The following is a 23,793-nucleotide window of genomic DNA, read 5'->3' on the forward strand; positions in this document are numbered from 1 at the left end:
GGACCTGATGAAACCTGCTGTGCACCCGGTGGGCCGGCTGTTGGGGCAGGTGTGGGTGTGGCCCTCGGTGGTCATGCTGGCGGTGGGCGGGTACCGGCTGGGGACGCCGGACCTGTGGCGGGACGAGATGGCGACCTGGACGGTGGCCACCCGCTCCCTGGGGGACCTGCTGCGGCTGCTCCAGCACGTCGACGCCAGCAACGGCGCGTACTACCTGCTGATGCACGGCTGGACGGCGGTGTTCGGCGACTCGACGGTCTCGCTGCGAATACCCTCCGTGCTGGCGATGGCCGGGGCGGCGGCGTTCGTGGCGCTCACCGCCGAGCGGCTGTTCGGCAGCAGGGTGGCGGCGGTCGGGGCCGGACTGCTGTTCTCCGTCCCCCCGGAGATCTCCCGCTACGCCCAGGAGGCGCGCTCCTACGCGCTGGTTACCTGCGCGATCGCGGCGGCCTCGTACTTCCTGCTGCGGGCGCTGGAGCGGCCGACCTGGCGGCGCTGGGCGCCGTACTGCGTGGCCATGGCGCTGGCCGGCGCCGGGCACCTGGTGTCCTTCAGCACGGTCGCCGGGCAGGTGGCGCTCCTGGCGCTGCACCTGTGGCGCACCCGACCGGAGACGGACCGGCGACTGCTGTGGCACTACCCGGTGGCGGTCGCGGTGGCGGCGCTGCCGGTGCTGCCGGTGGTGCTGCTGGGCAGCCGGCAGTCGGACCGGCAGCTGGGCTGGATACCGACCCCCTCCCTGCGCGGCCTCGCCTACTTCGGGGAGCGCCTGTTCGGCTCGGACGTCGTGTTCTACGCCTTCGTCCCGCTGGCGCTGCTGGCACTGGCGCTGCCCGGCCGGCGGATCCGGGCCTGGCAGGCGCTGCTGCTCGCGGAACTGCCGGTGGTGGGCGTCTGGCTGGTGTCCCGCCTGACCGACACCTCGTACTTCCTCGGGCGGTACCTGCTGTTCACGGTGCCCGCCTGGGCGGTGCTGGCCGGCGGCGGCGCCGGGGCGCTGTACGGCGCGGCGGCGGCCCTGGCCCGGCGACGCGGCCGGGCCCCCCGGGGGGCCGTCGCGGCGGCCGGGCTGCTGACGGTCGGGCTGCTCGCGGTACCGGCCGTGGCGTCGCTGCCGCGGCAGCCCGAGGTTCGGTACGTGGGCTCGCACAACGGCTCGGAGGAGCCGTTCAAGGCGGCGGCCCGGGAGATCTCGGCCGGCTACCGCTCCGGGGACGGGATGGCGGCCCCGCTGGGCGACCAGTCCTGGGCGCTGGCCTGGCCCGGCGTCGACTACTACCTGCCCTCGGACGTGCGCCCCTATCCGGTCTTCGTCGCGCAGAGCGCCGACGACGCCGGGGAGCTCTCGCCGATGCCCTGCCCGCAGCCGGCGGACTGCCTGGGCGGGGTGTCCCGGATCTGGCTGCTGGTCCTCGGCGACACCCAGGACCCGCTGGGCGCGATGCCCACGGACCAGGCGCAGGTGCTCCGCGCCCAGTACGGCGACCCGGACCGGGTGACGCCGCTCGGCGGTCTCACGCTCGCGCTGCTCGACCGGGACGCCTAGCCCCGGCGGAGAAGGAGGAAAAGGAGGAAGGGGAGCCGGTGCGGACCGGCTCCCCTTCCTCCTTCGATGCCTCAGCGGCTCAGTGGCTCAGCAACTCGGCGGCCCAGCGGCTCGACGGCTCGACGGCTCGACGGCTCGACGGCTCACAGCGTGCGCAGCAGCCGGGACTGGATGGACGGCGGGTTCAGGTCGGACTGGAGGGCCACCGGGACCTCCGCCTTGCCGTCGCCCGCGCCCACCCGCAGCACGCCGACCTCCATGCCGGCCGTCCCCCTGTGGTCGATCTTCGAGGTGTCCAGGGTGACCGTGCCGGAGATGCCGGGGAAGCCCGCCACCACCAGGTCCTTGGTCGCGACGACCGCGACCTTGCCGCCGAGCCCGTCCTCCACCGAGCCGACGACGTCCCCCTTCTTCACCACGACCTGGCCGGTCACGCCGTTCTGCGCGGCCTGGATCTGCTTGCCGCTGACCTTCAGCACGGTCGGCAGGATGCCGTCGCCCGGGTTGGGCGAGGTGGCCTGCTGGCCCAGCGTGACGCCGAGGATCAGCCGCTGCACACCGCCGATCTCCTTGTAGGCGGCCCACATCAGGCAGCCGCCGGCCGGGGTGCTGGAGCCGGTCTTGACGCCGATGACGCCGGTCTTCGGGTTGATCAGGTTGTTGGTGTTGGAGATCTTCGCGTTGTTGAAGTTGGTCTCCGGGGTGGAGACGATCTGCCGGAAGATCTCGTCCTGCATGACCTGCTCGGCCAGCTTCAGCTGGTCCTTGGCGGTGGACTTGGTGTCCGCGCTGAAACCCGCCGGGTCGGCGTAGATGGTGTTGGCCATGCCGAACTTGGCCGAGGTGTCGTTCATCAGCTTGACGAACTCGGCCTCGGAGCCGGAGTGGAAGCGGGCGAGCAGCCGGGCCACGTTGTTGGCCGAGGGCAGCATCAGCAGTTCCAGTGCCTGGTACTCGGTGAGCACCTGGCCCTCGGTGAGCGTCACCCGGGACTCGTCGACGTTGCCGGACTCCTGCGCGGCCTGCTTGTCGACGGTGATCTTCGGGCCGCTCTCCCCCTTCTTCAGGGGGAACTTCTGCAGGATCAGGTAGGCGTTCATCACCTTGGTGACACTGGCGATCGAGGACGGCGTCTCCTGGCCCGAGCTGCCGAGGCTGCCGACGCCGACCACCTCGGCGGCGGACTGGCCCTTGGCCGGCCAGGCGAGGTCGAGCACGTCGCCGGAGAAGCTGTAGCTGCCCGCGGCGGTCATCTTCAGCTTGGGGTCGGGCAGCGGGCGCAGCAGCTGGGCCACCGCGAGCGCGCCGAGCACCACGGCGAGGAAGACCGTCCAGATGGTCACCCGCTTGAGGGCGCGCCGCAGCGGTGAGACCGGGCGGGCGTTGAGGGAGGCCAGGACCTCCATCGCCTCGGCGGTGTTCTCCGGCGACGGCAGCGGCTCCGGGGCGGGCAGCGGCTCGGGCTTGGGCAGCGGCGGGACCGGCGGCACCGGCCGCGGGTCGGGCTCCGGCAGCGGCTTCGGGGCCGGCACGGGCGCGGGCACGGGGGCCGGCTTCGGCAGCGGCGTCGGGCCGGGGGTCGGCTCCGGCTCGGGAACGGGCCCGGGCTCCGGACGCGGCTCGGGCTTCGGCTCCGGCACGGTGCCGGCCGGGGCGGCGGTGCCCGCGGCGGAGGCGCGCGGCGGCGCGGGCTTCTCCAGCTTCTCGGCCCGGTCCGGCCGCTGACCGGGCTGCCCGGTCCTGGTCAGCGCGAGGGTCACGGAGCCGATGGCGGGAGCGTCCTCGGCGTCGGCGTCCTCGGCGTCCCCGGTGTCCTCCGGGTCGTCCTCGGTTCCGGCGTCCCCGGTCTTCCCGGTCTTCTCGGTCTGCTCGCTCTTCTCGGCGGAGCCGGTCTGCTCGGCCTTCCCGGTCCGCTCCGCGCCGCCGGCCCCGTCGGTGCCGTCGGCCTTGCGGGCGTTGTCCGTGTTACGAGCGTTGTCGGCGTTGTCGGCGTTGTCGGCGTTGTCGGCGTTGTCGGCGTTGTCGGCGTTGTCGGCGTTGTCGGCGTTGTCGGCGTTGTCGGCGTTGTCGGCCGCTTCGTCGGCCGCTTCGTCGGCCGCTTCGTCGGCCGCTTCGTCGGCCGCCTTCTCCGCCTCGTCCGCGGTCCCGGCCGGTGCGGCCGAGGACCCCGGGCCGCCCTCGGAGCCGCCCTCGGAGCCGGTCTCCCCGGACGGCTCGGCCGCCTTCCGCCCGGCCTTCCCGGCCGCCGTGGCACCCGTCCGCATGGCGAGACGCGGGTCGGCGGCGACCGGACGCCCGGCGGGCTCGGTCTCCTCCGCGGTTTCCGGCGACGTCGCCTTCTCCCCCTCCCCACCTTCGGAACTCCCCTTGCCGGCGGCCTTCACCAGCTCGTCGGGCAGCCGCAGCGCGGTGGTGCTGTTGTCCACCGGCAGCCGCAGCATCGTCGTCCGGCTGTCCACATCCCGGACGCGGAGCTGTACGGTCGAGCCGCCCTTGGGCGCCGCCTCCGGAGCGTCGGCGGGCGCCTTCGGGGCCGCCTCGCCGGAGGCCTCCGCGGGGCTGTCCGAGGAGGTGTCGGAGGAGGTCTCGGCGGTCGCCTCGTCGGCGGCCGTTGCCGACGGCCCGTCAGCAGCCGTACCGGAGCCGCCCTCGGCCGGCCCGGCGGCCGACGCCGCCGTACCGGTCCGTTCGCGCTCGCGGTCGCGCTGCCGCTCGTCGCCGTCCCTCAGCACCCTGTCGGGGGACTCGCCCACGTATCCCAGCCTCCTCAACGCCCGGCGGGGCACCGGCGAACCCGATTTCGGGAAGCCGACGCCCCGCCCCGTGTACCTGTACAGTCTCCGCCACCGGCGGCCGTTCCGGCCGCACACACCCCGCCCGACCGGCGCTTATTGTCGCCACCCGGTCGCGCCGCGGCCTGTTCACCGATCAGACGCAAGGCCCGCCGCCGCCGGTTCCGCACCTTCACCGCAAGGTCACGATTCGGAGGCGTACTCGACAAGCCCGTGTGAGAGGCGTCACCCTGTCTCTCATCCACGCGGGGAGGCTTGGATGGGCAAGAGCCGCAGAACTGTTCCCGAGGAACTCTTGCTGCTCGCTTTGGACCCGACCACGGGTACCACGGCGCAGCCGCAGACCCTCGACCTCGGACTCGCCGGGGCGCAGCTCGTCGAGCTGTCCCTGGCCGGACGGATCGTACCGGAGGGAGACCGGATCGCCGTCGTGCTCGCACGACCGACCGGCGACCCGACCCTTGACCACGCACTGGAACTGCTGCGCCGACGCGGCAGTCCGGTCCGCGCGGCGCACTGGATCGGCGGGCCCCGGCTGGGGCTGCGGCAGACCTATCTGGCGCACCTGGAGCGCTGCGGCATGGTCACGGCCGTGCCGGGCCAGGTGTGCGGGGTGCTGCCGACGACCCGGTACCAGGCGTCCGACGACTGCACCAACGCCGCGATCAAGCAGCGGCTGGACACCGCGATCCGCACCGGTGTTCCGCCGGATCCGCGGACGGCCGCGCTCGCCGCGCTCGCCCACTCGGTCGGGCTGGGCAAGCACCTGTACCCGGGCAACGAGGGCCGGTCCTCGCGGTCGCGGTTGCGCGACCTGATCCGGTACGACCCGCTGGGCGGGATGGTCGCGCACGCCGTGATGGACGTGCAGAACGGCCTGCCGGCGCAGCAGAACCGTTCTTCCCAGGGTTCCGGGGCCGCTGCCGGCCGCCCCGGCGCCCGTACGGCGGGCCGGGGTTCGGGCGGGCGGGTCCCCGCCTCCCGGGTCGGCGTCCGCTGACCCGGGAGGGCACCGGACCCCGGGGGTGCACCGGACCCCGGGGGCGCACCAGAACCGGGGAGGGCAGCAGACCCCGGGAGGGCACGAGGGCCGGGAAGTCCTGGAGGGCTTCGACGGCCGCAGCGGTCCGCACGGCCCGGCGGGCAGCCACCACGGCGCCCGACACCACCGGCCGCGCACCCGGCGGCGCACACCGTCCCCCTCGCACCGCCCGAAGGCGCTGAGCGCCCCGACGCACCACCGGTGCCACCGGCACCACCGGCACCACCAACAGCACCGAGGGGCGGTCGCCCCGCGACGCGAGTCGCCCGGCGACCGCCCCTTCGCCGTCCCCGGACGCCCGGCAACCGCCCGCCCCCGCACCTGCCGGGGCAGGTGCGGGCCGGTCCGGGGGCGGCCTCCGCAGTACCTGTCCGAGTCGTCCGAGCCGCATTACCACCTGGGGGCTTTCGCTGTCTCGCGGAAGTGCTTTTCCGATGATCTGTGCTACCGCGCTGCTGTGATTCCCCGGCGCCGACCTGGCCCAAGGTGACATGCTGCTCCAAGTCAGGGGGGTTGGTCCCAATGTCCGAAGTGTTCCGAGGGCTGCCGCTCCAACGAGCACCAGAGGTCCGGCCGGAGGTCGAAGTGTCCGCCAACGTCAATCCCACCGTGCGCCGCCGGCGCCTCGGTTCGGAGCTGCGCAAGCTCCGCGAGGGCCTGGGCATGACGGCCGAGGAGGTCGCCGGCCGGCTGATGGTCTCCCAGTCGAAGATCAGCCGGCTGGAGAACGGCCGCCGCAGCATCAGCCAGCGCGATGTGCGCGACCTCTGCGACGTCTACAACGTGCCCGACGACCAGCTGCGCGCCAGCCTGATGGAGATGGCCAAGGAGTCGCGCCAGCGCGGATGGTGGCACGACTTCAACGACATGCCGACCCCGTACAGCGTCTACATCGGACTGGAGGCCGAGGCCTCCTCGATCCGCGCGTACGAGTCCTCCTTCGTCCCCGGCCTGCTGCAGACCGAGCACTACGCCCAGGCCGTGGTCGAGGGCACCCAGCCGGACACCGACGCGGTCGCCGTGCAGCGCCGGGTGCAGGTCCGGATGAAGCGCCAGGAGCGCATCCACGGCGAGAACCAGCTGGGCAGCCTGTGGACCGTCATAGACGAGGCGGTGCTGCGCCGCGAGGTCGGCAGCAAGGCCGTGATGGCCCAGCAGTTGCAACAGATGCTGGAGCTCAGCCAGCGCGCGAACATCACCATCCAGGTGATCCCGTTCTCGCACGGCGCCCATCCCGGCATGACCGGGACATTCTCGCTGCTGGAGTTCCCGGAGTCAGCCGATTCCACAGTTGTCTACTTCGAAGGTGTGACGAGCGATCTGTACCTGGAGAAGGAGGCGGACGTGCGCCGCTATACCGGTCTGTACGACTACCTGAGAGCGGCCGCACTCGGTGTCGCGGAGAGCCGGTCGCTGATAGCCGACATCGAGAAGGAATTCCACGAATGATCACCCCGTCCGAGTACGGAACCCGTTGGCGCAAGAGCAGTCACAGCGGGGGCCAAGGCGCCTGTGTGGAGATCGCCGTCCCAGGCGCGGGGGAGGTGGCCGTCCGGGACTCCAAGGACCCCAGGGGGCCCCAGCTGCGCTTCTCGGCCGATGCCTGGAACGCCTTCGCCTCGGCGGTGGGGGACGGTGCCTTCGGCGGCCTCCCGGACTGATCCTCCCGCCCGGTTCCGCACTCGGACCAGTTGCCCGTAGCGGTGGCCGTCGCCCTCGGCGGCGGCCACCGCTACGGGCAACTCCCGTTCCGGGGTCCCGGGTCGCTCAGCCCGTCACCGGGTAGCGGGTGGCCCAGTTGGCGCCCTCCGGGGTCCGCCGGTCGTGCAGTTCGGTGCCGTGCACCAGCTCCAGCACGAAGTCGTCGGCGAGTTCGAGGATCGCCCCGCGCCCTTCCAGCCCGGCCAGCAGGCCCGGCGGCAGCGCGGTGTCTCCGTGCAGCGCCCCGAGCAGGTTGCCGCAGATCGCGCCGGTGGAGTCGCTGTCCCCGGAGTGGTTGACCGCGAGCAGCAGGCCCGAGCGCACGTCGTGGGCGACCAGGGCGCAGTAGACGCCGATCGCCAGCGCCTCCTCGGCCACCCAGCCCTCCCCCAGCGCCTCGACCCGGTCGGCGGACGGCTCGCCGGCCCGCACCGCGTCCAGGGCGGCCCGCAGCGCGGCGGTGGTCTCCTCGTGCGCCAGCCGCTCGGAGAGCAGCGCGAGCGCCAGGTGGACGCCCTCCTCCAGGGTGCCGCCGCGGGCGACGGACTGGACGATCACCGCGAACGCGCCCGCCGCGAGGTATCCGGTGGGGTGGCCGTGGGTGAGCACCGAGCACTCCACCGCGAGTTGGAACACCAGGCCCGGCTCCCAGGTGGTGAGCAGCCCGAAGGGCGCCGCCCGCACCACCGTGCCGCAGGCCTTGGAGTGCGGGTTCTTGGGGACCTCCAGGGTGCCGAGCCGCTCGGCGTGGACCCCGCTGAGGCCCGGCAGGCAGCCCTGTCCGGGGGCGCGCTGGGCGTAGAGCCACTCCTCGCGGCCGAGCCAGCCGAGGTCGGGGCGGCGCTCGTCCGGGCCCCAGTCGCGCTGGGTGGCGGCCCAGCGCAGGTAGGCCAGGTGGAGGTCGGTGGGCGGGTGCCAGCTGCCGGTGTCGCGCCGGATGTGGGCGCGGATCAGCCCGTCGACGGTGAAGAGGCTGAGCTGGGTGTCGTCGGTGACGGCGCCGGTGCGCCCGTACGCGGGGACGTAGCCGGTGACGCCCTGCGGGCCGTGCTGGGCCCGGATCTTCTCCAGCGACTCGAACTCGACGCCGGCGCCGAGCGCGTCCCCGACGGCACCGCCGAGCAGACAGCCCCGCACCCGGCTGCGGTAGTCCTGCTGCTGGGCGCGTGACCACAGTGGCATCACGACGGGGCGCCTTTCCTCGGGTGTGGGGTCCGCGCGTCGCTCGGCCGGGAGCGCGCCCTGGCACTGTATTCGAAGAGCCGATCGAATCGGCCCCTCCCCGGGAGTTCGGTGCCCCCGTCCCGGCCGCCGTGCGGGCGGCGGCCGGGACGGCACGGGTCTCAGTCCAGCACCGGCAGCAGCTCCGGCAGGTGCCCGTCCGAGGCCAGCGCCGCGGCCCGCCGCTCGGCCGGCACCTCGCCGTAGGTGGTGGTGCGCTGGCGGTGCGGGCGGCCCGCGGCCTCGGCGATCGCCTGGAGGTCGCGCACCGACTTGTAGCTGCCGTACGCCGAGCCGGCCATCCGCGAGATGGTCTCCTCCATCAGCGTGCCGCCGAGGTCGTTGGCGCCCGAGCGGAGCATCTCGGCCGCGCCCTCGGCGCCCAGCTTGACCCAGCTGGTCTGGATGTTGGGGATGTGCGGGTGCAGCAGCAGCCGGGCCATCGCGACCACCGCGCGGTTGTCCCGGGCGCTCGGGCCGGGCCGGGCGATGCCGGCCAGGTAGACGGGCGCGTTGGTGTGGATGAACGGCAGGGTCACGAACTCGGTGAAGCCGCCGGTCCGTTGCTGGATCCCGGCGAGCAGCCGCAGGTGGCCGAGCCAGTGCTGCGGGGTGTCCACGTGCCCGTACATCATCGTGGACGAGGAGCGCAGGCCCAGTTCGTGCGCGGTGGTGACCACCTCGACCCAGGTGGCGGCCGGCAGCTTGCCCTTGGTGAGCACCCAGCGGACCTCGTCGTCCAGGATCTCGGCGGCGGTGCCGGGGATGCTGTCCAGGCCCGACTCCTTGGCCCGCTGCAGCCAGTCCCGGATCGACAGCCCGGTGCGGGTCGCGCCGTTGACGACCTCCATGGGCGAGAAGGCGTGCACGTGGATGCCGGGCACCCGCTCCTTCACCGCGCGGGCGATGTCGAAGTAGGCGGTGCCGGGCAGGTCCGGGTGGATGCCGCCCTGCATGCAGACCTCGGTGGCGCCCACCTCCCAGGCCTGCGCGGCCCGGTCGGCGACCTGCTCCAGGGAGAGGGTGTAGGCGTCGGCGTCGGTGCGGCGCTGGGCGAAGGCGCAGAAGCGGCAGCCGGTGTAGCAGACGTTGGTGAAGTTGATGTTCCGGGTGACGCAGTAGGTGACGTCCTCCCCGACCGTGTCGCGGCGGACGTCGTCGGCGATCCGGCAGAGCGCGTCCAGGGCCGGGCCGTCCGCGTGGAACAGGGCCAGCGCCTGGTCGTCGGTCAGTCCGGTCGGGTCGTCGGCGGCCACCGCGAGGGCCTCCCGCAGGTCTCCGGCGAGGCGCTCGGGCGCGCCCTTCGCGAGCACCTGCTCGCGCAGCACCTCCCAGTCGCCGTACACGTCCTCGAAGTCGGCCCGGCGGTCGCCGGTGCGGCCCTCGGTGTCGATGGTGGCGTGCAGGTCGGTGCGGCCGTACGACTCCGGCAGGTCCTCGGGCTCCTGCCAGGGCAGGCCGCGGACCACCGCGTCCGGGTCGGCCAGGCCGGTGGCGGGGTCGGCCAGGGCGCGGACGTGCGGCAGCACCCGCGGGTCCAGCCAGGGTTCGCCGCGGCGCACGTACTCGGGGTAGACGGCGAGGCGCTCGCGCAGTTCGAAGCCGGCCGCCGCCGAGCGCTCGGCCAGCCGCTCGATCTGCGGCCAGGGGCGCTCGGGGTTGACGTGGTCCGGGGTGAGCGGGGAGACCCCGCCCCAGTCGTCGATGCCGGCCGCGATCAGCCGCTCGTACTCGCCGTCCACCAGGTTGGGCGGGGCCTGGAGGCAGGCGGCCGGGCCCATCAGGTGCCGGGCCACCGCCACCGTGGCCACCAGTTCGTCCAGTTCGGCGTCCGGCATGCCGCGCATCGCGGTGTCCGGCTTGGCCCGGAAGTTCTGCAGGATCAGTTCCTGGACGCCGTGGTAGGCGCGGGAGACCTTGCGCAGCGCGAACAGCGACTCGGCGCGCTCCTGGTACGTCTCGCCGATGCCGATCAGCAGGCCGCTGGTGAACGGGACGGAGCTGCGCCCGGCGTCCTCCAGCACCCGCAGCCGGACGGCCGGCTCCTTGTCCGGGGAACCGTGGTGCGGGCCGCCGGGCTCGCTCCACAGCCGGGTGGCGGTGGTCTCCAGCATCATGCCCATGGAGGCGGAGACGGGCTTGAGCCGCTGGAAGTCCGTCCAGCTCAGCACCCCGGGGTTGAGGTGCGGCAGCAGGCCGGTCTCCTCCAGGATGCGGATCGACATGGCGCGCACATAGGCGATGGTGTCGTCGTAGCCGTGCGCGTCCAGCCACTCGCGGGCCTCCGGCCAGCGGTCCTCGGGCTTGTCGCCGAGCGTGATCAGGGCTTCCTTGCAGCCGAGTTCGGCGCCCCGGCGGGCCACGTCCAGCACCTCGTCCGGGGACATGTACATCCCGTGGCCCTCCCGGCGCAGCCGGCCGGGGACGGTGACGAAGGTGCAGTAGTGGCACTTGTCGCGGCAGAGCCGGGTGAGCGGGATGAAGACGCTCTTGGAGTAGGTGATGACGCCGGGACGGCCGGCGGCTTCGAGGCCCGCGTCCCGGACCCTGGCGGCACTCGTACAGAGGTCCAGCAGGTCGTCGCCTCTGGCCTGGAGCAGCACGGCGGCCTCGGTCGTGTCGAGGGCGACGCCGTCCCGGGCGCGGCGCAGGGCTCGGCGCATCGCGTTCTCGGTCGGCGGGGTGCTGGCGTCCATGGCGGTTCCGTCCATGGCGCGACCCTACGCCAGGCGGTGGTACCGCGGGTGGAGACAACCCTGAGGCCGTCTCAGGGTCGGCGTACCCAAGAAGGTCAACCCGATCTGGCCCCACAGGGCGATGACGGCGGCGCCGCGGCGGCCTCTAATGGACGGGCAAGGCCAATCACACGTGTTCGCGGAGGAGTTGAGGACGCCATGACCAACGAAAAGGCGGCGGGGGACGATCTGGACGGCGGTGCGCCGTACCGCTCCCGGCGACGCGTCCTGATGCGCGCCGGGGTGCCGGTGGCGGTGGTCGCGGTGATCGCCGCAGGGGTGGGGCTGGTCCCGGCGCTGGCCGCCGACGGCGCGCCCGACCTGCCGACGCTGACGTCGGAGCAGCTGGTCGCCAAGGTGCTCGGGTCGGAGACCCAGACGCTGTCCGGGACGGTGTCGATCAGCACCGACCTCGGGGTGCCCGGCCAGCTGCTCGGCGCGGCCGGCGGCCTCGGCGGGGCGGTCGGCGGGCACGGCGGTGACGGCCGGGGCTCCACCGCGGACCCGCAGTCCAAGCTGCTCGGCCTGCTCGGCGGGGACCAGACGCTGCGGGTCGCGGTGGACGGCCCGGACCGCCAGCGGGTGGACGTGCTGGAGAACATGGCCGGCTACACCCTGGTCCGCAACGGCGACCAGGCCTGGGCCTGGGACAGCTCGTCCAACTCCGCGGTGCACATGACCGGGCGGGCGGCCGCCGCCGAGCAGCACGGCAAGGCGCCGCTGTCCGAGCTGCCGACCACCCCGCAGGAGGCCGCGAAGCAGTTCCTGACCGGGAGCGCCGGCACCACCTCGGTGACCGTCGCCGGGACGGCCAAGGTGGCCGGGCAGAACGCCTACGAGTTGAGCGTGAAGCCCACCCAGTCCGGTTCGACGCTGGCCGAGGTCCGGATCGCGGTGGCCGCCGACAACGGGGTGCCGCTGGCGGTGGCGGTGAAGTCCGTCGACGGCAGCACCGTGCTGAACGTCCGCTTCACCCAGGTGTCCTTCGCCAAGCCGGCCGACAAGACCTTCGACTTCTCCGCCCCCAAGGGCGCCAAGGTGACGGAGCAGAAGGCCGGGGACGTGGCCGAGGGCGCGCCGGGCGACGCCCGGGAGCACCGCGGCACCGGGGCGCCCGAGGGCGTCGACGTGATCGGCGAGGGCTGGACGACGGTCGTCTCCACCCGGCTGCCCGACGCGGCGGACGGGGCGCCGAAGGCCGACGCCAAGGGCGGCAAGCACGGCGGCCGCGGGAACGGGGCGGCGCAGTCGCTGAACCCGCAGGCGATGGTGAAGTCGCTCGGCAAGCCGGTCGCCGGCGGCACCCTGGTGAGCACCAAGGTGCTCAACGTCCTGCTCACCGACGACGGCCGGGTCCTGGCCGGCGCGGTGACCCTGCCGGTCCTCCAGCACGCCGCCGGGGTGAACTGACGGATGACCAAGGCTCCCGTAACGGGGGACGTTACGGAGTCGGCCGGGGGTACGGGCGCGGTGCCGCGTCCGGCCCCCGCGCCCGTTCCATCCGCTTCCCCCGCCTCCTCCCCCGTCTCCGCCGCTTCCCCGGCCGCTCCGGCCCCGCGTGAGGCCGCCGACGACGTCATCCGGACCCGCGGCCTGACCAAGCGCTTCCGCGGCGGCCAGCTCGCCGTGGACGGCCTGGACCTGGCCGTGCCGCGCGGGTCCGTCTTCGGCTTCCTGGGCCCCAACGGCTCCGGCAAGACCACCACCATCCGGATGCTGATGGGCCTGATCGCCCCCACCTCGGGCGCGGCCAGCGTCCTCGGCGAGCCGATGCCGCAGTCCGTCGCCACCGTGCTGCCCCGGGTGGGCGCGCTGATCGAGGGCCCGGCCCTGTACGGCTTCCTCTCCGGCCGGGACAACCTGGTGCGCTTCGACGCCGCCGACCCGACCGCCGACCCGCGCACCCGCCGGCAGCGGGTCGAGGCGGCACTGGAGCGGGTCGGCCTGGGCGCCGCGGCGGGCAAGAAGGCCCGCGCGTACTCGCTGGGCATGAAGCAGCGCCTGGGCCTGGCCTCCGCGCTGCTGCAGCCGCGCGAACTGCTGGTGCTGGACGAGCCGACCAACGGGCTGGACCCGCAGGGCATGCGGGAGATCCGGACGCTGGTCCGGGAGGTCGCGGCGGAGGGCACCACGGTGTTCCTCTCCTCGCACCTGCTGGACGAGATCGAGCAGGTCTGCACCCACGCCGCGGTGATGTCCCGGGGCCGGCTGGTGGTGCAGGGCACCGTCGCCGAGCTGGCCGCCCGGGCGCAGGGCCGGCTGGTGGTCCGGACCCCGGACGTGGCGCGGGCCGCGGAGGTGCTGGCGGCCCACCGGGTCACCGCCCTGGTGCCGGGCGAGGACCGGGTGGACGGCGAGCCGGGCGTCCTGGGCGAGGAGGCCCTGCCCAGGCTGTGCGCGGCGCTGGTCGAGGCCGGGGTGCGGGTGCACGGCTTCGGGCTGGAGCGGGGCACGTTGGAGGACGCCTTCGTGGCGCTGACCGGGGAGGGCTTCGATGTCGCGGGCTGAGGCACTGTCGCGGGCCGGGGCGCCGCCGACCGGCACCGGCCGCCGGCCGCAGACGGCGGCCGGGTTCCTGGCGCTGTTCCGCAGCGAGCTGCACCTGACCTTCCGCCGGATGCGCACCAAGGTGCTGCTGGGCATCCTGGCGGCACTGCCGGTCCTGATCGGGGTGGTGGTCAAGCTCAACACGGACAGTCCGCACGAGGGCGGCGGCGGTCCGAGCTTCATCGCGCAGACCACGCAGAACGGGCTCTTCCTGGTCTTCACCGCGCTCGCGGTGGCGCTGCCGGTCTTCCTGCCGATGACGGTCGGCGTGGTCGCCGGGGACTCGGTGGCGGGCGAGGCGGCCGCCGGGACGCTGCGCTACCTGCTGGTCGCCCCGGCCGGGCGGACCAGGCTGCTGGCCGCCAAGTTCACCGCCGGGCTGGTGTTCTGCGCGGCCGCCACGGCGACCGTCGCGGTGACGGCGCTGGCCGCGGGCGCCGCGCTCTTCCCGCTCGGCCGGGTCACGCTGCTCTCCGGGGACACCATCGGCCTCGGCGACGCGCTGCTGCGCGCGCTGCTGGTGGCCCTGGTGGTCGCGGCCTCACTGGCCGGGCTGGTGGCGATCGGGCTGTTCGTCTCCACCCTCACCGGCAGCGGCATCGCGGCGATGGCCGCCACCGTCGGGCTGGTGGTCACCGTCCAGATCCTGGACGTCTTCCCGCAGCTGCACGCCGTCAGCCCGTTCCTGTTCTCCCACTACTGGCTGAGCTTCGCGGACCTGCTGCGGGCGCCGATGTACTGGGACGGCGTGCTGAAGGACCTCGGCCTCCAGGCCGCCTACGTCGCCGTGTTCGGCTCGGCGGCCTGGTCCCGCTTCACCAGCCGGGACATCAGCGTGTGACGGCCGCCTCGGCGGGTGCGGCCGCCTCGGCGGGTGCGGCCGCCTCGGCGGGTGCGGGCTGCGGCCGTGCCGCGGCCCGCACCGCGCGGTCGGCCCGCACCTGGCGCAGCGCGTCCCAGGTCAGCAGCGCGAGCGCGGCCCAGACCAGGCCGAAGCCGGCCCAGCGGGCGGGCGGCATGGACTCGTGGAACACCGCGACGCCGATCAGGAACTGGAACACCGGCGCCAGGTACTGCAGCAGCCCGAGCACGGTCAGCGGCACCCGGACGGCGGCCGCGCCGAAGAGCAGCAGCGGGATCGCGGTGATCACCCCGCTGAGCATCAGCAGCCCGGAGTGCCCCCAGCCGTACGAGCCGGCCACCGTGTGCCCGAAGGTGCCGCGCCCGCTGACCTCCAGGTGGACCAGGTAGCCGAGGGCGAACGGGAACATGAAGGCGCTCTCGGCGGCCAGGCTCTCCAGCCCGCTCAGCCCGACCTGCTTCTTCAGCAGGCCGTAGGTCGCGAAGGAGAGCGCCAGGGTGAGCGCGATCCAGGGCAGCTGCCCGTACGCGACGGCCAGCACCGCGACGGCGGCGGCGCCGATGCCCACCGCCGTCCACTGCGCGGTGCGCAGCCGCTCCTTGAGCACCAGGACGCCGAAGGCGATGGTGACCAGGGGGTTGATGAAGTAGCCGAGGCTGGTCTCGACCACGTGCCCGGCGTTGACGGCCCAGATGTAGACGCCCCAGTTGACCGAGATCACGGCGGCCGCGCCGGCCAGCATGGCGAGCCGGCGGGGCTGGCGCAGCAGCGGGCGTATCCAGCCCCAGTGCCGCTGGGCGATCAGCAGCAGGACGACCGCGACCAGGGACCAGACCATCCGGTTGGCCAGGATGTCGTCGGCGGCACCCGGTTCCAGCAGCGGCCAGAACAGCGGGAAGAGCCCCCAGATGCCGTAGGCGGCGACGCCGGACCAGAGGCCCCGGCCGTAGTCCTGCTGGTCTGTTCCCGCCATGGCCGAGTGCCTTCCCGCGCGCGTGTGTCGAGGCGACGGTAGCGGGCGGGAGGGCGGGCTGTCATCTCCGTTTCCGGATTTTGGTCATGACATTGCTCGCGGGCCGGACGGCTCCGCCGCTCCGGGGGCCGCAGCGGCGGCGCGGGAGTCCGGGGCCGCGGCGCCTCAGGGGTTCGAGGAGAACTCCGGCGGCGCGGCGGTCCCGGCCCGCGGGTGCCTCAGGAGTTCAGGGCCGCGCGGACGGACTCGGCCAGCGGGACGGTCGGACGGCCGATCAGCCGGGCCAGGTCGCCCGGGGTGCCGGCCAGCTCGCCGCGCGCGATGCCCGCGTCCACGTCCACCAGGGCCTCGGCGAAGCCCTGCGGCAGGCCCGCGCCGACCAGCGCGTCCAGGTGCTCGGCCGGGGTGACGTCCCGGTGCTCGACCGGCCGGCCGGAGGCCTTCGCCAGCTCGGCGGCCAGCTCGGGCAGGCTCCAGGCGGCGTCGCCGCTCAGCTCGTACACCTCGCCCCGGTGCCCCTCGCCGACCAGGACGGCGACCGCCGCGGCCGCGTAGTCCGCGCGCGGGGCGGTGGCGACCCGGCCCTGCCCGGCGCTGCCGAGCACCACGCCGCGCGCCACCGTGCCGGCCGCGTCGCCCAGGTAGTTCTCGGTGTACCAGCCGTTGCGCAGGAAGGCGTGCGGCAGGCCGGAGGCGAGGATCAGCTCCTCGGTCGCCTTGTGCTCGTCGGCCAGCCGGAAGGTGGCCGCACCCGGGATGCTGGTGTAGGCGAGCAGCGCGACCCCGGCGGCCTTGGCGGCCTCCACCACGGCCCGGTGCTGCGGGATCCGGCGGCCGACCTCGCTGCCCGAGATCAGCAGCACCCGGTCGCCCCCGGCGAAGGCGCCGGCCAGGGTCTCCGGCTTGTCGTAGTCGACCACCCGGACGGTCACGCCGCGGGCGGCCAGGTCGGCGGCCTTCTCGGCGGAGCGGACGGCGACGGCCACCTCGCTCGCGGGGACCTCGGCCAGCAGGCCCTCGACGACGAGACGGCCGAGCTGGCCGGTGGCACCGGTGACGACGTACATGGTGTGCTCCTCAGGGGTTGCTGCGGGGTTCTGGCCTCGAAACTCACCCTAGGGGTGGCACTAACCTTTCGAAAGTACGCACTTCGAAGTAGGGTACTGACATGAAGGTAAGCGAGCTGAAGGCCGGCGGGCTGCCCCCCGCCGACGTCTTCGACCGGATGTGCCCGTCCCGGGGCGTGCTGGAGCACGTCACCAGCCGCTGGGGCGTGCTGGTGCTGGGCGCGCTGAACGAGCGCGGCTACCGGTTCAGCGAACTGCGCCGCAAGGTCACCGGGGTCAGCGAGAAGATGCTCGCCCAGACCCTCCAGACCCTGGAGCGGGACGGCTTCGTGCTGCGCGAGGCCCACCCGGTGATCCCGCCGCGGGTCGACTACAGCCTCACCCCGCTGGGGCGGGAGGCGGCGGAGCTGGTCGCGGCGCTGGCGCACTGGTCGGAGCGGCGGGTGCCGGAGGTCGAGACGGCCCGCCAGGAGTACGACGGGCGGGCTACCGCCCCGCGATGAGGGCGTCGAGCCCGTCCAGGACCCGGGCCAGACCGAAGGCGTAGGCGTGGTCCGGGCTGTACGCGCCGCCGTGCGCCGCACCGGCCGCGGCACCCACCCGGGCGGCGACCGGGTAGCGCTCGGGGTCGAAGACCCGGGCGAGCAGCCCGGCGTTGGCCGCCCACCACTGCGCGTCGGTCATCGCGCTGTCCTGCCGGGCGGCGCGCTCGTCGGCGGCCATCCGGGCGCAGGTCTGGACGAAGCCGAGCAGGTGGGTCAGCGCGGCGTCCAGGTCGACGTCGGAGAGCCCGGTGCCCTCGAAGGCACGCAGCTCGTACTCGTACTTGGCCATCAGGCCGGGCCCCAGCGGCGGACGGCTGGTGGAGACGGCGGCGACCCACGGGTGGGCGCGGTGCAGCGCCCGGTTGTCGTCCGCGACGGCGGTGACCCGGGAGCGCCAGCCCTCGTCGGCGGGGGTGCTGCGGGGCATCGTGGCGTAGACGGTGTCCAGCATCAGGTCGAGCAGCTCGGCCTTGCCGGGCACATAGGTGTAGAGCGCCATCGGGGAGAGCCCCAGCTCCTGCGCGACCCGACGCATGGTGACGGCGTCCGCTCCTTCGGCGTCGGCGAGGGCGATCGCGACGGTGGCGATCTCACCGGTCGAGCGCGCCTGCCGGGGCCCGCGCCGGCCGGGCTTCTCCTCGGCGGTGAGCCCCCAGAGCAGGGCGAGGGTGCGTGCCGGGTCTCCTGCGCTGCTGCGGTCGCTCGCCATGGGGCCATCGTTTCACGCACCGGCAGGGGCCTTGACGGCGTGGGCGGCTACCGTCTCAGCATGACCAGCCCGACCAACCCTCCCGGCTCGTCCGGCCTGCCCGGCTCGACCGGTCCGACCCGCGCGTCCGGCGCGTCCGGCCCGGAGCCGCTTCCCGGGACGGACACCGCGCAGACCCTCCGCCCGCGGGTGACCTGCCGCCGCTGCCACCGGCCGCTGCACGACCCCGAGTCGCGGATGCTGCGGCTGGGACCGGAGTGCCGGGACCCGGCGGAGCGGGTCGCGCGGTACGACGTCGACCAGGAACCGCTGCCGGGGATGGGTTAGGGCCGGCCCGGGCCTCAGACCTCACCTCAGACCTCGTCTCAGACCTGGCCTCAGGCCTCGTCTCAGCCCCTGCCTCAGCCCCGGCCGAAGAGGCGGCGCAGGCGGCCGGGACGGGGCTCCTCCCCGGCGGCCCGCTCGGCCTCCGACCGCTCCGCCGCCTCCGGTTGCCCCGCGGTCCCCGGGCGCTCCGCCGCCTCGGCCTGGTCAGCCGCCTCCGGTGCGGCCTCCGCCCCCGCGTCGGCGGCGTCCTCCTGCTCCATCAGGTGCCGGGCGAGCGCGCGGTCCTCGTCGGACGTCCAGGGCGCGGCGAGCACCAGCGCGGACAGCGAGCGGAGGATCGTCACCGCCCGGGTGCGGCGGGCCCGGGCGCCGTGGTGCAGCCGCTGCTGGAGCAGTGCGGCGACGTCGGCCCGGGTCTGCGGCTGGGTCCAGCCGATCGCGACCAGCGCGAAGCCGGCCGCCTCGACCACCCAGTCCTCCGGCCCGAGCAGCAGGTCGCGCAGCACCCGGCGGCGCTCGGAGCCGGCCCAGGGCTGGTCGGTTCGGTGGTGGGCGATGCCGAGGCAGGCGAAGACCTGGACGGCCCGCACCCAGAGTTCGGGCTGGTGGGCGAGCAGGGCGCGGCCGAGTTCGTCCTCGCGCGGCGCGGGCGGGTGGACCAGGACGCCGAGCAGGTCGTCCAGCGGCAGTCCGGCCAGCCGGACGGCGTGGTCGTAGGCGGCGGGGACGGTCGGCCAGAAGATCTCGGCGGTGGCGCGGACGAGTTCGGCGCTCCGCGGCGCGGGCGGGGCGACGGCCGGGCGCGGGTCGGTGCCGTCCCAGGCCCAGATCCGGGTGGTGGGTTCGGTCAGCGGCAGCCGGGGGTCGGGCTCGCCGACGGCCCGGTAGTCGACGGTGGAGCGCGGCAGCGCGAGCCGGACGGCCAGCACCGAGCTGGGCGGCTCCACGGTGGAGGCCGTGCAGTCGATCTCGGTGTCGCGGCCGGTGTCGGGGGCGGCGAGCACCTGGTGCAGCACGTTGACGGTGGCCTCGGTGGCGCCGGAGACCAGGCCGAGCCAGGGCTCCCGGTGGCTCAGCCGTTCCAGCAGTTCCTGGGCGTACTCGTGCTCGGGGTGGGAGCGGTGGTGGTCGGCCAGGCCGAGCAGGTGCGCCGGGTCGCCGTCGAGGGCGTGGCGCAGCCCGTACCGGGCCGGGCCCGCCTTGGGGTGGTCGGGCTCGGCGGCGAGCACCCGGTCGAGCCAGGGCAGGCCTTCGGCGGGGCGTCCGAGGGCGCCGTACAGCTCGGCGACGTCGACGGCGAGGTAGCTGCTGGAGTCGTCGCGGTCCGGCGCGACCCGGGCCAGCTCGGCCTCCCAGACGGCGAGCGCCCGTTCCGGCCGGCCGGCCGAGCGCAGGGCGTTGCCGAGCATCACTGCGGTCAGGTAGCCGGGGGCCAACCGGTGGGCCCGATCGGCGAGTTCGACGGCGCGGTCGGTGTCGCCGAGCCGGCGGGTCAGGCCGGAGGCCATCGCCAGCAGCGACACGTGGTCCTCGTGCCGGGCCAGGACGGCCTGTACGAAGTCGTGGAACGGCCGTACGGCTCCGGCCGGTTCGGCCGGGAGCGGGTCGGGCAGCGCGCCGGTGGCGCGGGCCACCGCCTGGGCGACGGCGTCCGGGTCGACCAGGCCGGGCAGGTCCTCGCGGGCGAGCCAGGCGGCGTGCGCCCAGGGGCGGGCCGGCTCGTGCTGGACGGCGGAGGCGAGCAGGCCGACGGCGGTGTCCCAGTCCCCGGCGGCGGCCTCCACGTGGGCCCGGCAGGCCACGGTGCCGAGGTACACCTGGCCGTCCAGCGGGAACAGCTCGCGGGCCGCGGCCGGTCCGCCCGCCGCCGCGCACAACTCGGCCAGTGCCTCGTGCAGTTCGGGCAGCTGGGGGTCGGCGAGGATCGCGTCGCCGAGGTGGTCGGCGGCGTGGGCCAGGTCGCCGGAGTCGATCGCCAGCCGGGCGAGGGCGACGTCGCCCTCGGCGGCCAGGCGGTCGTCGCCCGTGTCGTCGGTGTGCCCGCTCATTCGCCCCTGCTCCCCGTTCCCCCGGTGGTGCCGTCCCGCTCGGAAGGAGGCTATCCGGTGCGACCGACACCCGGTGGGCCCCCGCCGGCGGGCGGCGTCCAGCGACCGGACCGGATACGACCCGTACGAGTGGTTTAGACCTCTGATAGCCATATTTGACGTTTTCCGACCGCGAGGATGACGGAGGCTCTTCGCACGCGAAATGCCAATCCCGCTACCGGAATCGAGGAGATCGATGAAGCTCTCGCGCACCCTGTCCCTGGCGGCCTCCGCCGCCGTGCTGAGCACCCTCGCCGTCGCCGGCCAGACCGCCCCCGCCTCCGCCGCCGGGTCCTTTGTGGTCAGCGAGGCCCAGTTCAACAAGATGTTCCCGAGCCGGAACTCCTTCTACAGCTACCAGGGCCTCACCGACGCCCTGGGCGCCTTCCCCAAGTTCACCACCACCGGCGACACCGCCACCCGCAAGCGCGAAGCGGCCGCCTTCCTGGCCAACGTCAGCCACGAAACCGGCGGCCTGCGGTACGTCGTCGAACAGAACACCGCCAACTACCCGCACTACTGCGACAGTTCGCAGTCGTACGGCTGTCCGGCCGGGCAGTCCGCGTACTACGGGCGCGGGCCGCTCCAGCTGAGCTGGAACTTCAACTACAAGGCGGCCGGCGACGCCCTGCACATCGACCTGCTGCACGACCCGTACCAGGTCGAGAAGAACCCGGCGACGTCCTGGAAGACCGCCCTCTGGTTCTGGAACACCCAGAGCGGCGCCGGGCGGATGACCGCGCACGACGCCGTCGTCAACAACAAGGGCTTCGGCGAGACCATCCGCACCATCAACGGCGCGCTGGAGTGCGACGGCAAGAACCCGGACCAGCGCAACGACCGGATCAACCTCTACAAGCAGTTCGTCGGCGTGCTGGGCACCGACGTCGGCGGCGGCAACATCTCCTGCTGACGGCCCGCCGGGAGCGGGGGCGGGCCCTGCGGAGTGGGAGGTCGGTCGGGCCGACTTCCCACTCCCTGTCGGTGCCGGCTGCTTCACTGGCGCCCGACGTCGAACGAAAGGGCGGCCGCGATGGGTGTGCTGACCGACTACTTCCGCGCGGCCGACGCGGCCACGGTCGTCCGGGCGCTGGAGCTCGGGGACGGCGGGCTGCCGCCGCTCGACGGCGACGGCTCCTCCGAGAAGGCCGCCGACGGCGCCGACCCGTCCGACCTGTTGCCGCTGGCCGAGGAGTTGATCGCCCTCGCCCGGCGGGCGCGGGCCGCCGGCGAGCAGCTGTACTGCTGGATGTCCCTGTAGCGGCGCCCGGTCCGGCGCCTCAGCGCGGCACCGGGGTGGCGCCGGTCGCGGCCAGCGAGAGCTCCCAGAGGCGGGCCGCCCCGTCCGGGTCGAGGGCGTACGGGCGGACGCCGCCGTCGTCCATCGGGGTGTCCGGGCCGCTGACGCGGGCGACCTCGCAGTCCTCCAGGTAGAGCCCGCCGCGGCCGTCGAGCAGTGGGGAGGTGGCCGCCCACAGGCCGGTGGCCGCGCCCTGGGAAGGGGACTTGAAGTCCGCGCCGATCACGTTGCCCCGGTCGTCCACCCAGCCGCGCTCGACCTGCTCCCGCCGGGTCATCTCCCGCTGGAGCCCGGTCATGATCTTCCCGGGGTGGAGCGCGAACGCCCGGACGCCGTCGCCCCGGCCGAGCGCGTCGAGGTGCACGGCGAACAGGGAGTTGGCGGTCTTGGACTGGCCGTACGCCAGCCACTTGTCATAGCCGGTGCGGAAGTGCGGATCGTGCCGGCGGATGTCGGTCAGGGCGTGCCCGGCGGAGCTGTTGACGACGACGCGCGCGCCGTCCGGGGCGGCGGCCAGCAGCGGGTACAGCTCGCAGGCGAGGAGGAAGTGTCCCAGGTGGTTGGTGGCGAACTGCCCCTCCCAGCCCGGCCCGACGCGCCTCTCGGGGGTGGCCATGACGCCGGCGACGGCCAGCAGCAGGTCGAGGCGGTCCGCGGCCTCGCGGATCAGCCCGGCGGCGGCACGGACGCTCACGGGGTCGGCGAGGTCCATGGGGACGACCCGGCCGCCGGTTCCGGCGAGTGCGGCACGGGCGACGTCCGGGCGGCGGGCCGGAACGATCACGGTGGCCCCGGCGGCGGTCAGCGCCCGGGTGGTCTCCAGGCCGAGGCCGGAGTAGCCGCCGGTCACGACGGCGGTGCGGCCGGAGAGGTCGAGGCCCGCCAGGACGTCCTCGGCGGTGGCGGCGGAGGAGAAGGGCGAGCCGGTCGGCTGCTGCCGGCCGGCGGTGGCCTTGCTGGTGGTGGTCATGGCGACGACGGTAGGAAGTGGAGCGCGGTCTAGATCAAGCCCCGCGGGTCCGCTCCTATGCTCTGACGCCATGACGGAACTCAGCATCGGCGAAGTGGCCGAGCGCACCGGGCTCAGCGTGCACGCCCTGCGCTTCTACGAGCGCGAGGGCCTGCTGGTCGGCCCGGTGCGGCGCACGGCGGGCGGACGCCGGCGGTACGCCGTACTCGACGTGCAGTGGCTGGAGATCTGCATCAGGCTGCGCGAGTCCGGCATGCCGCTCGCCGACCTCCGCCGCTTCGCCGACCTGGTGCGGCAGGGGCCGGGCAACGAGGCCGAACGGCTGCGACTGCTCGACGCCCACCGGCAACGGGTCGACGAGCGGATCCGGGAGCTGGAGGAGTGCCGCTCGCTGATCGCCTGGAAGACCGCCGTCTACGCCGACCACCTGGAGCGCGGCGAGGCCGCCGGGCTCTGGGACCCGACGGCGGGCTCTCCGGCGGCTCCCGGTCAGTCGTCCTCGCTCTCGTCGAGGTCGTAGGGCGGGATGGTCCAGCGCAGGACCGTGCCGCCGGCCCCGTCGGCTTCGAGGGTGACCGGGAAGACCTGGCCGCAGTCCCGCCCACCGTGGTGCCGGACGGCGTGGTCGCCCGGGTCCCAGTCGATCCCGAGCACCTGGCAACCGCCGACCTCGATCGCGCCCACGTGCAGCGGGTGGTGCAGGCCGGCCCGCCGGAAGCGGAGGTAGTCGACGTGCTTCTCCACCATGGTGGCCACTCCCCTGCCGCGCAGGCCGCCCTGCCAGGTGCTGATCTCGACCTCCCGCGCGACGGCCTCCGCGACCGGGAGGTCGAGCCACCCGTACGGCCCGTCCTCCCCGCCGTGCGGGGAGAGCGGCTCGCCGCCGAACCGCTCGTGGGCGTCCTTCCCGTACCGGCCCCAGAAGGAGAGGTCGGCGAGTCCGTCGGCCGGTTCGTGCTCCAGCCCCGTCCAGGCGTCCAGCCCCACGGCGTCGCCGACCGCCATGCCGCCCCGGTCGACCGGCAGGTCCCCGAGCAGCACCGGCACCGCCGGGTCCGCGGCCGCGGGCCAGGGCAGGCCGAGGGCGATCTCCAGCGTCGCGATCGTCGGCTCCTCGTCGAAGGCCGAAGGCTCCGTGGTGGCCCGCACCGCCAGCGGCCGGTCGGCGGCGGCCGGAACGGCGACCGCCTCGTACTCCCACTCCTGGAGGTGCCCGCCACCCGCCTCCGCCGCAGCCGCGGCCCGCACCGACAGCGGCTCTCCCACCCTCGGCCACTCGTCGATCCAGCTGGCCATCGCCAGCACCACCACCCCGGAGGGCGCCGTGACAAATCCCAGGTCAACGAAGGCTTCGGACATCCGCCGATTA

At 74.3% G+C, this 23,793-nt stretch carries 21 protein-coding genes; 12 read left to right on the forward strand and 9 right to left on the reverse strand.

Features of this window, described 5'->3' with window-relative positions; translation table 11 throughout:
• Positions 1–7: 7 nt before the first annotated feature.
• Positions 8–1,546 (forward strand): glycosyltransferase family 39 protein, encoded by a 1,539-nt coding sequence (locus ACFVHV_RS26430; RefSeq protein WP_380353988.1) that lies wholly within the window; start codon positions 8–10, stop codon positions 1,544–1,546.
• 143 nt (positions 1,547–1,689) lie between these two features.
• Here ACFVHV_RS26430 and ACFVHV_RS26435 read toward each other — a convergent pair whose 3' ends face one another.
• Entirely contained in the window at positions 1,690–4,299 is a 2,610-nt protein-coding gene (locus tag ACFVHV_RS26435) for a D-alanyl-D-alanine carboxypeptidase family protein (RefSeq protein WP_380353990.1), read from the reverse strand.
• 298 nt (positions 4,300–4,597) lie between these two features.
• Here ACFVHV_RS26435 and ACFVHV_RS26440 point away from each other — a divergent pair, with 298 nt between their 5' ends.
• The 3 genes from ACFVHV_RS26440 to ACFVHV_RS26450 all read left to right on the forward strand — a co-directional run bounded on the left by ACFVHV_RS26440 (position 4,598) and on the right by ACFVHV_RS26450 (position 7,041).
• A complete protein-coding gene (locus tag ACFVHV_RS26440; RefSeq protein ID WP_355268249.1) occupies positions 4,598–5,338 on the forward strand; it encodes a GPP34 family phosphoprotein in 741 nt (246 codons plus the stop codon).
• A 627-nt stretch (positions 5,339–5,965) separates the two neighbouring features.
• Complete coding sequence (locus tag ACFVHV_RS26445) at positions 5,966–6,829, forward strand: helix-turn-helix transcriptional regulator (protein ID WP_359899824.1); 864 nt, start codon at positions 5,966–5,968, stop codon at positions 6,827–6,829.
• Positions 6,826–7,041 carry a DUF397 domain-containing protein gene (locus ACFVHV_RS26450; RefSeq protein ID WP_359899826.1) on the forward strand — a complete coding sequence of 72 codons (216 nt, stop codon included), beginning with the start codon at positions 6,826–6,828 and terminating at the stop codon, positions 7,039–7,041. Before ACFVHV_RS26445 ends, ACFVHV_RS26450 begins: the two co-directional genes overlap by 4 nt.
• 106 nt (positions 7,042–7,147) lie before the next feature.
• Here the strand turns inward: ACFVHV_RS26450 and ACFVHV_RS26455 are convergent, their stop codons facing one another.
• Positions 7,148–8,263: an ADP-ribosylglycohydrolase family protein gene (locus ACFVHV_RS26455; RefSeq protein ID WP_380353993.1), complete on the reverse strand. Its 1,116-nt coding sequence runs from the start codon at positions 8,261–8,263 to the stop codon at positions 7,148–7,150.
• A 161-nt stretch (positions 8,264–8,424) separates the two neighbouring features.
• A complete protein-coding gene (locus tag ACFVHV_RS26460; protein ID WP_380353996.1) occupies positions 8,425–11,013 on the reverse strand; it encodes a bifunctional FO biosynthesis protein CofGH in 2,589 nt (862 codons plus the stop codon).
• Between the two features lie 183 nt (positions 11,014–11,196).
• Here ACFVHV_RS26460 and ACFVHV_RS26465 point away from each other — a divergent pair, with 183 nt between their 5' ends.
• The 3 genes from ACFVHV_RS26465 to ACFVHV_RS26475 are packed head-to-tail and all read left to right on the forward strand — an operon-like array spanning position 11,197 to position 14,425.
• Positions 11,197–12,447, forward strand: coding sequence for an outer membrane lipoprotein carrier protein LolA (locus ACFVHV_RS26465; protein ID WP_380353998.1), 1,251 nt, complete (start codon positions 11,197–11,199; stop codon positions 12,445–12,447).
• Between the two features lie 3 nt (positions 12,448–12,450).
• Positions 12,451–13,545 carry an ABC transporter ATP-binding protein gene (locus ACFVHV_RS26470; RefSeq protein ID WP_380354000.1) on the forward strand — a complete coding sequence of 365 codons (1,095 nt, stop codon included), beginning with the start codon at positions 12,451–12,453 and terminating at the stop codon, positions 13,543–13,545.
• Positions 13,532–14,425, forward strand: coding sequence for an ABC transporter permease (locus ACFVHV_RS26475; RefSeq protein ID WP_359899836.1), 894 nt, complete (start codon positions 13,532–13,534; stop codon positions 14,423–14,425). Before ACFVHV_RS26470 ends, ACFVHV_RS26475 begins: the two co-directional genes overlap by 14 nt.
• Here ACFVHV_RS26475 and rarD read toward each other — a convergent pair.
• Together rarD and ACFVHV_RS26485 are read right to left on the reverse strand one after the other, a co-directional pair.
• Entirely contained in the window at positions 14,415–15,419 is a 1,005-nt protein-coding gene (rarD, locus tag ACFVHV_RS26480) for an EamA family transporter RarD (RefSeq protein WP_380354002.1), read from the reverse strand. The genes ACFVHV_RS26475 and rarD overlap by 11 nt on opposite strands.
• A gap of 218 nt (positions 15,420–15,637) precedes the next feature.
• Positions 15,638–16,486: an SDR family oxidoreductase gene (locus ACFVHV_RS26485; RefSeq protein ID WP_359899840.1), complete on the reverse strand. Its 849-nt coding sequence runs from the start codon at positions 16,484–16,486 to the stop codon at positions 15,638–15,640.
• A gap of 101 nt (positions 16,487–16,587) precedes the next feature.
• Between ACFVHV_RS26485 and ACFVHV_RS26490 the strand changes: the two genes are divergently transcribed.
• Positions 16,588–16,989, forward strand: coding sequence for a helix-turn-helix domain-containing protein (locus ACFVHV_RS26490; RefSeq protein ID WP_359899842.1), 402 nt, complete (start codon positions 16,588–16,590; stop codon positions 16,987–16,989).
• On the opposite strand, the gene ACFVHV_RS26495 is transcribed toward ACFVHV_RS26490, so the two are convergent.
• Entirely contained in the window at positions 16,973–17,740 is a 768-nt protein-coding gene (locus tag ACFVHV_RS26495; protein WP_359899844.1) for a TetR/AcrR family transcriptional regulator, read from the reverse strand. The genes ACFVHV_RS26490 and ACFVHV_RS26495 overlap by 17 nt on opposite strands.
• Before the next feature lie 60 nt (positions 17,741–17,800).
• Here ACFVHV_RS26495 and ACFVHV_RS26500 point away from each other — a divergent pair, with 60 nt between their 5' ends.
• On the forward strand, positions 17,801–18,067 hold the full coding sequence (locus ACFVHV_RS26500; protein WP_359899846.1) for a DUF6011 domain-containing protein: 267 nt from the start codon (positions 17,801–17,803) through the stop codon (positions 18,065–18,067).
• Positions 18,068–18,141: 74 nt separating this feature from the next.
• Here the strand turns inward: ACFVHV_RS26500 and ACFVHV_RS26505 are convergent, their stop codons facing one another.
• Positions 18,142–20,115: a tetratricopeptide repeat protein gene (locus tag ACFVHV_RS26505; protein ID WP_380354006.1), complete on the reverse strand. Its 1,974-nt coding sequence runs from the start codon at positions 20,113–20,115 to the stop codon at positions 18,142–18,144.
• Positions 20,116–20,350: 235 nt separating this feature from the next.
• Here ACFVHV_RS26505 and ACFVHV_RS26510 point away from each other — a divergent pair, with 235 nt between their 5' ends.
• The gene (locus ACFVHV_RS26510; RefSeq protein ID WP_359899850.1) at positions 20,351–21,067 is read left to right on the forward strand and encodes a chitinase; all 717 of its coding nucleotides are present in this window, start codon (positions 20,351–20,353) and stop codon (positions 21,065–21,067) included.
• Between the two features lie 120 nt (positions 21,068–21,187).
• Positions 21,188–21,415 carry a hypothetical protein gene (locus ACFVHV_RS26515; RefSeq protein WP_359899852.1) on the forward strand — a complete coding sequence of 76 codons (228 nt, stop codon included), beginning with the start codon at positions 21,188–21,190 and terminating at the stop codon, positions 21,413–21,415.
• 19 nt (positions 21,416–21,434) lie between these two features.
• On the opposite strand, the gene ACFVHV_RS26520 is transcribed toward ACFVHV_RS26515, so the two are convergent.
• Positions 21,435–22,424 (reverse strand): SDR family NAD(P)-dependent oxidoreductase, encoded by a 990-nt coding sequence (locus ACFVHV_RS26520; RefSeq protein WP_380354009.1) that lies wholly within the window; start codon positions 22,422–22,424, stop codon positions 21,435–21,437.
• A 70-nt stretch (positions 22,425–22,494) separates the two neighbouring features.
• On the opposite strand from ACFVHV_RS26520, the gene ACFVHV_RS26525 reads away from it, so the two are divergent.
• Positions 22,495–22,944 carry a MerR family transcriptional regulator gene (locus tag ACFVHV_RS26525; RefSeq protein ID WP_359899856.1) on the forward strand — a complete coding sequence of 150 codons (450 nt, stop codon included), beginning with the start codon at positions 22,495–22,497 and terminating at the stop codon, positions 22,942–22,944.
• Here the strand turns inward: ACFVHV_RS26525 and ACFVHV_RS26530 are convergent.
• Positions 22,914–23,783, reverse strand: a complete 870-nt coding sequence (locus tag ACFVHV_RS26530) for a hypothetical protein (protein ID WP_359899858.1) — start codon at positions 23,781–23,783, stop codon at positions 22,914–22,916. The two genes, ACFVHV_RS26525 and ACFVHV_RS26530, sit on opposite strands and share 31 nt — an antisense overlap.
• Between the last annotated feature and the right edge of the window lie 10 nt (positions 23,784–23,793).

The sequence above is a fragment of the Kitasatospora sp. NPDC127116 genome, from assembly GCF_042677365.1.
Classification (GTDB): Bacteria; Actinomycetota; Actinomycetes; order Streptomycetales; family Streptomycetaceae; genus Kitasatospora; species Kitasatospora lactacystinica.